Annotated in this window: 13 protein-coding genes and 1 pseudogene; 9 read left to right on the forward strand and 5 right to left on the reverse strand. The window is 45.2% G+C overall.

Annotated features, from left to right (window positions below):
• A partial coding sequence (locus B3K42_RS13000) for a RelA/SpoT family protein (RefSeq protein ID WP_292599205.1) occupies positions 1-1,126 on the reverse strand: 1,126 nt, incomplete at its 3' end.
• A gap of 181 nt (positions 1,127-1,307) precedes the next feature.
• Here B3K42_RS13000 and B3K42_RS13005 point away from each other — a divergent pair.
• From B3K42_RS13005 to B3K42_RS13030, 6 genes are all read left to right on the forward strand, one after another.
• On the forward strand, positions 1,308-2,225 hold the full coding sequence (locus B3K42_RS13005) for an alpha/beta hydrolase (protein WP_292599207.1): 918 nt from the start codon (positions 1,308-1,310) through the stop codon (positions 2,223-2,225).
• Between the two features lie 17 nt (positions 2,226-2,242).
• Entirely contained in the window at positions 2,243-2,773 is a 531-nt protein-coding gene (locus B3K42_RS13010) for a type 1 glutamine amidotransferase domain-containing protein (RefSeq protein ID WP_292599208.1), read from the forward strand.
• 241 nt (positions 2,774-3,014) lie between these two features.
• The gene (locus B3K42_RS13015; protein WP_292599210.1) at positions 3,015-3,206 is read left to right on the forward strand and encodes an SHOCT domain-containing protein; all 192 of its coding nucleotides are present in this window, start codon (positions 3,015-3,017) and stop codon (positions 3,204-3,206) included.
• Between the two features lies 1 nt (position 3,207).
• The gene (locus tag B3K42_RS13020) at positions 3,208-5,649 is read left to right on the forward strand and encodes a heavy metal translocating P-type ATPase (protein WP_292599212.1); all 2,442 of its coding nucleotides are present in this window, start codon (positions 3,208-3,210) and stop codon (positions 5,647-5,649) included.
• A gap of 15 nt (positions 5,650-5,664) precedes the next feature.
• On the forward strand, positions 5,665-5,871 hold the full coding sequence (locus B3K42_RS13025; protein WP_292599213.1) for a heavy-metal-associated domain-containing protein: 207 nt from the start codon (positions 5,665-5,667) through the stop codon (positions 5,869-5,871).
• A gap of 1 nt (position 5,872) precedes the next feature.
• Positions 5,873-6,154, forward strand: coding sequence for a metal-sensing transcriptional repressor (locus tag B3K42_RS13030; protein ID WP_292599215.1), 282 nt, complete (start codon positions 5,873-5,875; stop codon positions 6,152-6,154).
• On the opposite strand, the gene B3K42_RS13035 is transcribed toward B3K42_RS13030, so the two are convergent.
• From B3K42_RS13035 to B3K42_RS13045, 3 genes are all read right to left on the reverse strand, one after another.
• Positions 6,151-6,501 carry a hypothetical protein gene (locus B3K42_RS13035; protein WP_292599217.1) on the reverse strand — a complete coding sequence of 117 codons (351 nt, stop codon included), beginning with the start codon at positions 6,499-6,501 and terminating at the stop codon, positions 6,151-6,153. The two genes, B3K42_RS13030 and B3K42_RS13035, sit on opposite strands and share 4 nt — an antisense overlap.
• Positions 6,485-7,729 carry an L-lactate MFS transporter gene (locus tag B3K42_RS13040; RefSeq protein WP_292599219.1) on the reverse strand — a complete coding sequence of 415 codons (1,245 nt, stop codon included), beginning with the start codon at positions 7,727-7,729 and terminating at the stop codon, positions 6,485-6,487. The genes B3K42_RS13035 and B3K42_RS13040 overlap by 17 nt, the downstream gene beginning before the upstream one ends.
• A gap of 144 nt (positions 7,730-7,873) precedes the next feature.
• Positions 7,874-8,287 carry a nuclear transport factor 2 family protein gene (locus B3K42_RS13045; RefSeq protein WP_110990706.1) on the reverse strand — a complete coding sequence of 138 codons (414 nt, stop codon included), beginning with the start codon at positions 8,285-8,287 and terminating at the stop codon, positions 7,874-7,876.
• A 375-nt stretch (positions 8,288-8,662) separates the two neighbouring features.
• Here B3K42_RS13045 and B3K42_RS13050 point away from each other — a divergent pair, with 375 nt between their 5' ends.
• Positions 8,663-8,902, forward strand: coding sequence for a hypothetical protein (locus B3K42_RS13050; protein ID WP_110990705.1), 240 nt, complete (start codon positions 8,663-8,665; stop codon positions 8,900-8,902).
• A gap of 17 nt (positions 8,903-8,919) precedes the next feature.
• On the opposite strand, the gene B3K42_RS13055 is transcribed toward B3K42_RS13050, so the two are convergent.
• Entirely contained in the window at positions 8,920-9,699 is a 780-nt protein-coding gene (locus tag B3K42_RS13055; RefSeq protein ID WP_110990704.1) for a GNAT family N-acetyltransferase, read from the reverse strand.
• 144 nt (positions 9,700-9,843) lie between these two features.
• On the opposite strand from B3K42_RS13055, the gene B3K42_RS13060 reads away from it, so the two are divergent.
• Together B3K42_RS13060 and B3K42_RS13065 are read left to right on the forward strand one after the other, a co-directional pair.
• Positions 9,844-10,476 carry a 4Fe-4S binding protein gene (locus tag B3K42_RS13060; protein ID WP_110990703.1) on the forward strand — a complete coding sequence of 211 codons (633 nt, stop codon included), beginning with the start codon at positions 9,844-9,846 and terminating at the stop codon, positions 10,474-10,476.
• A 328-nt stretch (positions 10,477-10,804) separates the two neighbouring features.
• Positions 10,805-11,476 (forward strand): annotated as a pseudogene (locus tag B3K42_RS13065) (PAS domain-containing protein); the annotation flags it as partial.

The raw sequence follows: 11,476 nt of genomic DNA on the forward strand, positions 1-11,476 counted from the left end.
GCCAATCAACAAGCTGCGTAAACCATGTTCTGTCTTTTACGTCGATGCCTTCCTTGTAAACCCAGTGAGAGGCAACTCCATATTCGGCCTCTTTATGCATCCTTTCGCTTCTTATCTGAATCTCGAGAGGTTCACCCCTGTGAGTAATCAGAGTTGTATGGAGAGATTTATAGCCGTTCGATTTTGGAGCAGCAATATAGTCCTTGAATCTACCGGGCATCGGTGGCCAAAGAGAGTGCACTGCCCCAAGTATTTTGTAACAGTTCACTTCGTCTCCAGTAATTATTCTGAGAGCGATTAAATCGAATACTTCGTCAAAAGATCTATTCTTCTTTATCATTTTCTGCCATATACTGTATAGATGTTTCACTCTGCCTTCAATCAACGCGGATATTCTATTCTTTCTGAGCTCCCGAAGTACAATCTCCTTGTACTCGTCCATAATGTCCTGGCGTTCTTTGAGTTTTCTATTGACTTTGAACTTCAATTCTTTGAACTCTTCGGGGTACTCATACTTGAAAGAAAGATCTTCAAGCTCAGCCTGTATTTTGTGCATACCTATTCTGTGAGCAATGGGAGCATAGATCTGTATCGTTTCCCTTGCCTTATCGCGTTTCTTTTCCGGATCTTTCAGGAAATCAAGTGTTCTCATATTATGCAGTCTGTCTGCAAGTTTAACGATTATTATTCTCGGGTCTTCGGAAAGCGCCAGAAGCATTTTGCGCAGAGTCTCAACTTTCATTCTCGACTTGACGATCTTTGATTCAAGCTTTTCGTTGAGTTTTAGGTTGCTTATCTTGGTCACTCCGTCCACAATAAGGGCCACTGTTTCGCCGTACTTTTCGGCAATTTCGGAAAGAGGCACATTGCAATCTTCAACAATATCGTGGAGTATGCCAGCGACAATCGTATCGTTATCTGCCGAGAATTGAGCAAGGATCTTCGCAACTTCAATAGGATGGCTGATGAACGGTTCCCCTGAGTCTCTCATTTGCTCCTGGTGATGAAAGCGCGCGAACTCGTAGGCGTCAAAAATTCGCTCTTTTTCTCTTCTCTTGAGGCGATATTGAAGAATACTCTCGAGGTCACCCAAAAGAATCTGGGCATCAATTTCCGCTCTAGCCACTCTCTCACCTTCTATTTGTTTATTTTAGCATGAAGCAACTGGTGAATACAGCGAGCCACGCTCACAGATTTCCAGTCGTGTAAGTTGAGAAGCTCATTCTTAAGCCCGAGTCTAAAGCATCGACCTAATCGAAAGGGTAGAATATTAGAGTAATCGTTGTCCAATACACGGGGGTGAACATGTGAAGAAACAGTCACTACCAAGAGCTTTGCTAATCATGTTGATGATTTCATTGTCGATGAGCTGTTTCGCTACTTCCATAGACTCATATCATATCGTCACGGAAAGCGAAGTCCACTTTTCCATCGAGGGAGAGAGAATAAACGGTATTCTGACACGTCCAGAATCTTCAGAAGGACCCGTTCCAATTATCGTGCTACTTCATGGATTCCTGGGACATATGAATGATCTTCTTGTGTACGGTTCTGAAGAATCCCTCTACGAGATGACCGCAAGGCTTTTCGCCGAAAAGGGGCTTGCATCGTTGAGGTTTGACTTCAGGGGCTCTGGAACCAGTGATGGCGAATGGAAGGACACTACCTTCACGAAACAGATATACGATGCGATATCTTCGATTGACTTTCTTTCGTCAGCGGAAGATATAGACAGCAGAAGAATCGGCGTAATCGGTCTCAGCCAGGGCGGTCTCGTCGCAGCCTGTCTCGCAGCCCGCGATTCAAGAGTCAAGAGTGTCGCCCTCTGGTCGGCAGTCGCAATACCCGTTCACACGTACTCGGCACTTCTCGGTAAGGATTCCGTTGATAGAGCTATCGAAGCAGATTCACTAGAGGAAATCACCGCAGAGATTTCCTGGGGTGGAAAAACTGTTCTCAGAAAGGAGTTCTTTGATGAACTGTTTCTGATAGATCCTATTGCCGAGATCGTTTCCTACGATGGGCCACTTCTGGTTGTCTCTGGATCGAAGGACAATCTTGTCTTTCCCCAACCAGAAGTCTCCAGACTTTTCATCACGTACCATAAAGGGGTTAACAGACTACTTGAACAGGACTCCGGTCATATTTTTGATCTTTTCGAAAGGCAGGATAAGGTGAGGGAGATCATTGAAGCTACTCTAGAATGGTTTAAAATAACTCTTTAGCAGTTAGGAGGTGCGTTGTGAAACTTAAAGGGAAAAGAGTAGTTGTCTTGGTTGAAAATGGATTTGAGGACCTCGAATTCTGGGTGCCCGTGATGCGTCTTCGAGAGGAAGGTGCAGAAGTAATCATAGCTGGCAAAGAAAAAGACAGGCAATTTAGCGGTAAGGGATGTCTTCAGGCAGTATCCGACTCAGACTTTGCGTCGATAGATGTTTCAGGATTAGATGGAATTCTTATACCCGGAGGGTGGGCTCCCGACAAACTGAGACGATATGAAGAAGTGAAAAATTTAGTGAAGAGCGCTCATGAAAAGAGAAAAGTCATTGGGATGATATGCCACGCAGGCCTTGTAGGAATATCCGCCGGAATTGTCAGAGGGTTCAGGTCCGTCGGAAGCGAAGGAATAAAAGATGACCTAATAAATGCGGGTGCAGTTTGGGTAGACGAGCCAGCATTAGTTGATGGCAATCTAGTTTGGGGAAGAGTGGTGAAGGACATCCCTGATTTCTGCAGGAAACTAGTCGAAGCTCTTGAAAAAGGACTCCGTTGACTGAGTCATCATAGTGACAACATAAGAAAGGGACCGCAACCAGACCTGTGGTTTTCTAGTACCTCAGAGTAGAACCGAATTCAAGCACTCTCTTCATTATTGGTTCCGCTACTGATCCTTGTGCTAATACTGCTCAGTGAAATTCTTCAAGTAATGCATTGAAATCCGACAGGATTCATAGTATTATGTAAATATCCCTCCCCCCTAGGGGAGGTAACCCAATGGAAGGGGTGATACGATGATGTTCTTTGGATTCCTGATAGTAATCTTTGCGGTAGTATTCTTTCTTAAGCCCGACATCTTGAAGAGTCGAATGACTGTCTACTCCTCATATGACAAAGAAATGAGAGTTCTCAGAGAAAGATTGGCTAATGGAGAGATCTCTATTGAGCAGTACGAGGAGCTGAAAAAGGCACTGTCTGAGGAGAAATGAGATGAGTTTTGAGAAGAATCATGTGAAAGAAGAATATATCGTTGAAGGCATGACCTGTGCAGCTTGCGTTAGAGCAGTTGAAAAGGCAGCTTCAAGAGTTGAAGGAGTCAAGAATCCAGTTGTGAATCTCTCAAGTGAACAGCTGACATTCGAAGTGTCTCACGAAATCGATAGAGATAAATTGTTCGAAGCTGTAAGGAGTGCGGGCTACAATCTCAAGAATATGCAGACTACGAGGAAAGCAGTAATAGAGATCGATGGCATGACATGTGCTGCTTGTGTTGCGACTGTTGAAAAGGCGATAGGTAGGCTCGATGGTATCAAGAGAGTGAGCGTGAGTCTCTCTTCGGATACCGCTTCCTTCGAATACGACCCCCATTTGCTAAGAATCGGCGAAGTGAAAAGAGTCATCGAGAAGGCAGGATATAAGGCCGGAAGCCTAGTAACGGAAAATCTTGTAACGAATCGCTTAAATAGAGAAGCTATGATAAAGTTATACAGAAGGAAGCTGATCTTCTCCGCAATCTTTGCTTTCCCTTTGTTGATAATCGCCATGGGTCATATGGTAGGACTGAATTTGCCAGGAATTATCGATCCTCATCTCAATCCATTCAATTTTGCCGTAATTCAGATGGCACTGGCGATTCCGATAGTCATTGCGGGAAGAGACTTCTATCTGAGAGGAATCCCGAATCTCTTTAGGGGCACTCCGAACATGGACACTCTTGTGGGCCTTGGCACCGGTGCCGCTTTCGCATATGGCGTCTTTGCAACGGTTCAGATAGCTCTGGGCAACCACAATTATGTGGGCGACCTCTACTTCGAATCGGCAGGAGTAATCATTGCCCTTATCTCTCTTGGTAAGTATCTCGAGAATCTCTCAAGGGGAAAGACTTCCGATGCTATCACGAGGCTTATGAATCTTTCTCCGGAGACTGCTCTCGTAAAGAAAGGCGATGTATTTGAAGAAGTTGGAATTGACGAGATAGAGGTTGAAGATATATTACTGGTCAAGCCGGGGATGAGAATTCCCGTAGACGCAACAGTAACGAAGGGAACAAGCTCAGTCGATAAATCGGTAATCACCGGTGAATCGATTCCAGTTGACATCGAGGAAACCTCAAAGGTAATAGGAGGAACAACGAACATCAGTGGAACGTTTGAGATGAAAGCAATGGTGGTCGGGAGCGATACTGTTTTGTCGAGAATAATCAAGCTAGTAGAAGATGCTCAATCTTCTAAGGCTCCGATAGCAAGGATGGCAGATATTGTGAGCGGTTACTTCGTGCCATTGGTGCTCATAATCGCGGCAGTTACTTTTGTCACATGGATGCTTTTGGGCTACGGATTTGTGTTCTCAATGTCTATGATGATAGCAGTTCTTGTGATTGCTTGCCCGTGCGCGCTCGGGCTTGCTACGCCGACCGCAATAATGGTGGGTACAGGGAGAGGCGCCGAAATGGGAATCCTCTTCCGTAATGGCGAGTCCCTGGAAGTGACTCACAAGGTCGGAGCGATAGTATTTGACAAGACAGGAACAATAACAAAAGGCAGACCCGAACTCGTAGATATTCAAACGCTGGGATCGTTCAAGCGCGACGAAGTTCTTCAGCTCTCTGCAAGTGTTGCCGCAAGGAGTTCCCACCCTCTAGATGAGGCTATTTCCAATGCCTACAGTGGTCCATTGCTTGAAGTCTCTTCATTTGTGGCATATTCAGGGAGAGGAATCGTCGCAGAAGTTAATGGAAGAGAAATAGTAATTGGGAATCATCGTTTCATAGATCTCACTGCAGAAGAGATGAAGCTTGTGGACAGGATGTCCAGTCAGGGAAAGACACCTGTTGTCGTTTCTCTAGATGGGAAGATCGCCGCAGTACTTGGAATTGCCGATGTCGTGAAGGAAGAATCTTTAGAAGCCATCTCCCTGCTGAAGAAGATGGGAATAGCTACCTATATGATAACTGGAGATACCGCTGGGACGGCTGAGGCGATCGCAGAACAGGTAGGTATTGAAAATGTAATTGCCGAAGTAATGCCCGAAGACAAGGCAAAGAAAGTCTCTGTTCTTAAAGAAGAAGGCATGATCGTTATGATGGTTGGCGACGGCATCAATGATTCCCCTGCCCTTGCGGAAGCAGATATTGGCATTGCAGTAGGCTCGGGTACTGACATCGCTATTGAGGCAGCGGATGTTGTCCTCATGAGCGACAACCTGAAGAACATCCCCAAAGCGATCAGGTTATCAAGAGCAACCATAGGGAATATCAAACAAAACCTCTTCTGGGCCTTCTTCTATAACGTGATTGGCATTCCGGTGGCAGCAGGGCTTCTTTACGGAATAGCAGGCATAAAACTTAACCCGATGATCGCCGGCGCGGCGATGGCCTTCTCCAGTGTAAGTGTGGTCACTAACGCACTGCGATTGAAGAGAGTGAAAATCTAAAAAGGGAGGAAGAAAATGAAATTAGAAATCGAAGGAATGAGCTGCAATCACTGTAGAATGAGAGTGGAAAATGCATTGAAAGCTGTTGACGGAGTGGAAAAAGTAATAGTCGATCTTGACAATGGAACGGCAGAAGTCTTCTCAACGAAAGAGATCGAAAGGAACCTCCTGCGAGAAATCATTGAAGATGCCGGCTATGCTTTGAAAGGAATTGAAGAGTAATATGAATAGTCACTCGCATCACAAACACGATTCGGCTTTGAGAATCTTGAAAACAGCCAGAGGTCAAATAGAAGGTACAATAAAGATGATTGAGGATGATAGATACTGCATAGACATCTCAACTCAGCTCCTCGCCGTGATCTCGCTTCTTAAGAAGGCAAACACGACTGTCGTCAACAAACATATCGAAACGTGCATAAGAGAAGCTATTGATTCAGGAAATGTCGATGAAAAGATAGATGAACTGGAGACGCTTATGAAATACATCGAAAAGAGCCTCTAATCTACTGAAGGAGTCTTTTTTGGAGTTTTCACGTCATCTATTGAAAGCTCCGATAATTCCTTAAGCACCTCTTCTAGCTCATCGTCTTCAACACTCCAGAGATCTTCGATTCTTTGCTTCATCAGGGCGTCTCTCTCTTCGGAAGCTTTCATGTAGAGCATGAAGAGCTTCTTCCTGCGCGAATCCATCGAACCTATCTCTCTTAGAACATCGACCGTTACTTTCTTGTCCTCATCTATGAGGTCTCCGATTGTAAGAACAACGTCTTCGAGTTTCCACTGAACATCGTCGGATAGTACGGCAAGCGTCTTCCTGATCTTTTTAAGCTTTTCAGTTCTCTTTTGCATCGGCCCTTCCCCCATTTTCCTCTCGTTTTTCTGCTTCGGGATGCCTGATGACCAGGCTCAGCAGAGCGCCCGCTACGCTTAGCACGGCCGAGACTATGTAGCTTATCTCATACCCGCCGGTAATATCACGGGCAATTCCTCCGAGCAATGGTCCGATAACACCGCCAACACCCCACGCCGTTATCATCACACCGTAATTCGCTCCCAGATTCTTAACACCGTAAAAGTCCGCCGTCACTACCGGAAAGATTGCAAGCATTCCACCAAATGTGAACCCTACAACGCTCTTACCGATTAATAAGGCAAGAGGATTTGTTAACGAGCTGAACAGGAAATAAACAAGTGCCTGTATGGCAAACATAGCGAAGAGTGTAGCCGTTCTCCCAATAAAGTCGGAAATGCTCCCCCAGGTAACCCGGCCAATGAAATTGAAGATTGCATATACAACCACGAGAAGAAAGCCGTTACTAATCGATGCCTGCTCGAGACCGATCTTAGACATCTGGCCAATAATGAGTAATCCAGCAAATGTTCCAAAGAAGAACATGGTCCACAATATGTAGAACTGAGGTGTTCTCACCATCTCCTTGAGGGTATAGTCCTTTGAGGCCAGTCTGTGGGTCTTTCTTGGTTTCTTCTTCAGTTTTACCTTTTCGACTCCCTCCTGGGGATTACTTATGAAGAACGAGAGAGTGAAGACTATGAGAAAGAATAGAAGACCCAGTATCATAAGGGCCGTGGGAAGACCAAACAGCCCAATGAGACCTGACGTCAGCGGCGCAATATACACAGGCGCCAGGCCGAAGCCACTGACAACGATTCCCGATATAAGCCCTCTATGGTCGGAATGGAACCACTTCACTGCGGCCGGGGTTGGCGATGAATAACCGAAACCCATTGCAAGTCCGAAGACAATACCGAAGAAAAATGTCAGACCTGCAACCGAAAGGTTCAGGCCGGAAAAGAAGAAACCCAGACCGGCAAGGATCGATGAAACGAAGAGAACTGGTCTCGGACCAAACTTGTCCTGAAGCTTTCCTCCCGGAATCATGGTGAGAGCGAAAACCGCCGAAGCCAGCATGTAAGGGATTTGAGTCTGAGTTGCAGTCCATTTGAAGTCGTCTATCAAGGCCGCAGAAATAATACCCCATGAATAGAGGACGCCGAGCGTGAGGTTGACTCCAAGACCACTGAAGACTACGAGCCATGCCTTCTTTGTATTATCCACAGATTTGTCCTCCTGAAAATGACGTTACTTGCCGGGCAGATCTGTTCAGTCGGTTCGTAGTACTATGCTAGTATTTTACAATAACTCCACAGCGTTCAAAACTATGCGATATGATTTGCCGATTCCTAGATGAAAAACCGGTGATTACTTTTGCCTTGTCCTGAATAGGCGCGCGTAAGAACCGGAAAACGCTTGCTGGAAGTGAACAAGCTGCCACTTCTTCTCTACCTTTAGCAGAAAGGCCGAACCAAAAGTCTCAACTCTCCTTAAGGCGGCTTTTCTAGCAAACTTGACGCCTCTTTTCCATGAAAGGTAACAGAATGAAGGTCTTTCAACGGAGGATTCCCAGGATATCGGTTCGAAAAGAACTCCGAATGATTCGAACTCTCTCTTCAGAAGCTGGAGAAACTCATCTATGCCATTACTTGATAGTCCCTCGGGATTGATATAGGTAATATTATCGGTGCAAAGTAACCTCAGCGATTCAAAATCCTGATTCCTGTAGCTCTCGAAAAAGGCCTTTAGAACCTCTCTGGCCGACATCTCGCTTAGCTCCATTGAATAACACCTCACTCTCAATCACTATTAAGATTCTATCATTGAACTGCCCCGTCAAATGTGTACAAGATCGTATCGTTAGGCGTTCAAGCAGGAATATTATCTCGCTGAAGAAGGAGGGGCTTTACTGAAAACGATTGTTACGATCTTTGCCTTTCTCGTTTTCTTTGTGGCAGTCCCGGGGCTCACACTGCGAGCTGGAATAGAAGGTCCAGCGATAAAGAGAACCGTGGCAGCAGGTCCGGGGTTGCGGGTAGGATTAGAACCTTCGAAACTACTACCTTACATTTCTTCTCCGGGGTGGGAGCGGTACCTCCAATTTCGATATTTGGTTCAGGCAGTCCCTGGTCTTTCTCGCTTACAGGAGGATACAGTTTGTCATTCGAGGTTATTCTGAGAGAGAAGATGATAATATCTTCTATTGCGAGAGGTTGCGCCTCAGCGATATTTTCCGACGCTCTCTATTTGAAGGCAGTTGTGGGAATACTTCTTGAGATCAAATGGAGTCTCAATACTAGTTTCAAAGCAGGTTTTCAACTGGGGATGAGTCTTGGACTATATCAGCGAATTACGAACCCGGAAACGAGTCTTGTTCCAGTGGGTCAGATCGGGTAGTCCTTGATTTCTGAAGGTCATCGTTTTCTGAACCTGAGTGTTTTCAGCTTGCCGATCTCTCTAAAACCCAGCCGATTATATATCCTTCCCGCCTCGGGATTGTCATATAGCAAGCATGGTGTCCTTCCCTCGGCGAGTAGATCTTCGCACAGCCTAGATACAACGGCCGAAGCGAGACCTCGCCCTCTGAAATCCTTCCCGGTTGCGACTCCAATTATCATCGCCATATCGGAACTCTCGGAGGTACTGGCCGCCGTGGCCAGTATTTTGCCTTGATCTTCAATTATGTATCTTCTTGTGCTCCCGTCTTTCAGTGTGGCCATGAAGGATTCTTCATCCGTTGCGTGGAACTCTTCTATTGAGAAAAGAAAAACCAGAAGCTTCTCTGCATCCTCAGTAGTAGCTCTTCTTACCTCAAACCTGGCCGCATCAAGATTGGGTTCCCTTAAGACCGCGAAGTGCAGAGTTTCTTCCTCTTCACGTATGTCCTGCAAATACGGAGTTATCCTATCTATACCCGAGATGGTTCCGCTGAGCATCATAGCCTGTTCAAACCTCCTTACAACCTCTGCTGCTTGTTCGAAATTCATCCCCGCCCCGTCGGAAAGAATGAGAAATTTGTAGTATCGAAGCAGAATCCCTCTGGGACTATCGAAGTCTCCATCGAGAAAAATCTCCAAGTTGTCCGAATCTGAACTCGTATTTTCTATATCGCCGATTATGAACATGTTGAACTCCCTGTTTCTGTAAAGAAAGGGAAGAAGATTCTTCCACTCACTGCCGTCGATTCTTCTCATCGGATCACCACCGATTAGTTTGGACTGTAAAGACTATACCATCAAGAACCATCTCACAAATCGCCTTCTCTTATGCGTTCGTGACTTATATCACGTACTCGACCCTGCTTTTGCTATTGACTTTCATTGAAAGGAGAAATTTATGTGTCAAATAGAAAGGTCGCGGCTCTGAGAGTAATTGTAGAGGTTGTCTTCATGTTCCTATTCTTTTTTCTTCTTAGGAATAGAGATCTCCAGAAGTGGTTCTTGATTTTCGTGATTGGTCTGGTCAGAGCACTACTTATGGGAAGGTTTTACTGCGGTTGGATCTGTCAAATGGAGACCCTTTTCAGACCCATCAACTGGCTCTATTCAAAGCTAAGACTGAAGAGGTTAAAGACACCAACCATCTTCAAGAATGTATTCAGATGGACTATACTTCTTCTCTTCCTTTCGCTTATGGTGGCAGTGAGAGTTTTTAAGATCAAGGTCAACCTTCTTCTATATATAACTGTCTTCTCCCTTCTGATCACTCTGGTATTCGAAGAGGAGTTTTGGCACAGGTATATGTGTCCCTTTGGAACTTTGCTATCTCTCTTTTCGAGAAAACCGTTGTTTGGTATGAAGGTTGAGAAACCATCGTGCGTTTCCTGCGGGATCTGTCAGACTGTTTGCCCTGTAAGTGCGATTGAAAAAGAGAATGATGGTATGAAGATTGACACCTCGGAATGTCTTGTATGCCTAAAATGCAAAGAGAGCTGCCCAGAAATTTCGATAAAGTATTCCATATTTGAATGATCAGTGGCTTGCCTTGAAAAAGGGCAGACTGTAGAGTTATCGCCGTCCCATTTAATCTGGTACGGCTTTCCGTTTTTCGAATATTGGATTGCTACCAAGGTTTTTAATGCTAGAATCATTCTATTACAGAGTAGAGAGAGGTATTATAGTGGCGACTAAAGAAGGCAGCGACAACCTGGCAAGATCAGTTTTTGCTCTTCAGAAGCGGATGAAGGAATTGGATTGCGTTTACAGAATATTCAATGAGCTTCATAAGTCTTCGACTGCCGATGAAGCGGTTAAATCTGTGATGGAACAGCTTCCTCAGGGATTTAGATTTCCCGAACAGATGGCGATAAGAATAGAGATCGATGGAAATGAGCACAGATCAGTCGATCAATGGTCTGATGAAAGAGTGATTTCAACCGAAATCGTTGTGAACGGAAGGGAAATAGGCACAATAAGTGTCTCCTTAACTGAAGGGCTTGACATAAAGGGAAGCCCTTTTCTTAAGGAAGAAAAGAAACTTCTTTCGGGAGTAGCTGCTGCGCTTTCCAGTACCCTTGAGAGAGTAATCATTCAGCGTGAACTGAAGGAAAGCCTCGCAAGACTAACTTTCGCAGTAGAGGCTTCTGGCGAAGGCATATGGGACTGGGATATTAAGACCGGCAAGGTTGTTTTCTCCAAGCGATGGAAGGAGATGTTTGGTTTCTCTGACGAAGAGATCTCTGATCATGTCAGCGAATGGGAGAAGAGAATTTATCCCGAAGATGTTGAAGAGGTGAAGTCCGTTCTCAACAGGTGTTTCTAAGGCGATATACCCTTCTATGAAAAGGAGTACAGGATAATAGGGAAGAACGGTTCTGTTATCTGGGTTCGTGATAGAGCACGAATTGTCTCAAGAGACAGTGAAGGAAAACCCTTGAGGATGGTCGGAATGCACACCGATCTAACGCAACGCAAGATGGACAAAATTAAACTTCAGAAGCCCAAATTGCTCTTCCTCAGATTATATGAACTA

The organism is Mesotoga sp. UBA6090 (assembly GCF_002435945.1).
GTDB lineage: Bacteria > Thermotogota > Thermotogae > Petrotogales > Kosmotogaceae > Mesotoga.

Excerpts from the sequence above, each read along its gene's own strand:
- B3K42_RS13015 (WP_292599210.1), top strand. The coding sequence starts at position 3,015 with ATGTTCTTTGGATTCCTGATAGTAATCTTTGCGGTAGTATTCTTTCTT.
- B3K42_RS13020 (WP_292599212.1), top strand. The coding sequence starts at position 3,208 with ATGAGTTTTGAGAAGAATCATGTGAAAGAAGAATATATCGTTGAAGGC.
- B3K42_RS13025 (WP_292599213.1), top strand. The coding sequence starts at position 5,665 with ATGAAATTAGAAATCGAAGGAATGAGCTGCAATCACTGTAGAATGAGA.
- B3K42_RS13030 (WP_292599215.1), top strand. The coding sequence starts at position 5,873 with ATGAATAGTCACTCGCATCACAAACACGATTCGGCTTTGAGAATCTTG.
- B3K42_RS13035 (WP_292599217.1), bottom strand. The coding sequence starts at position 6,501 with ATGCAAAAGAGAACTGAAAAGCTTAAAAAGATCAGGAAGACGCTTGCC.
- B3K42_RS13045 (WP_110990706.1), bottom strand. The coding sequence starts at position 8,287 with ATGGAGCTAAGCGAGATGTCGGCCAGAGAGGTTCTAAAGGCCTTTTTC.
- B3K42_RS13055 (WP_110990704.1), bottom strand. The coding sequence starts at position 9,699 with ATGAGAAGAATCGACGGCAGTGAGTGGAAGAATCTTCTTCCCTTTCTT.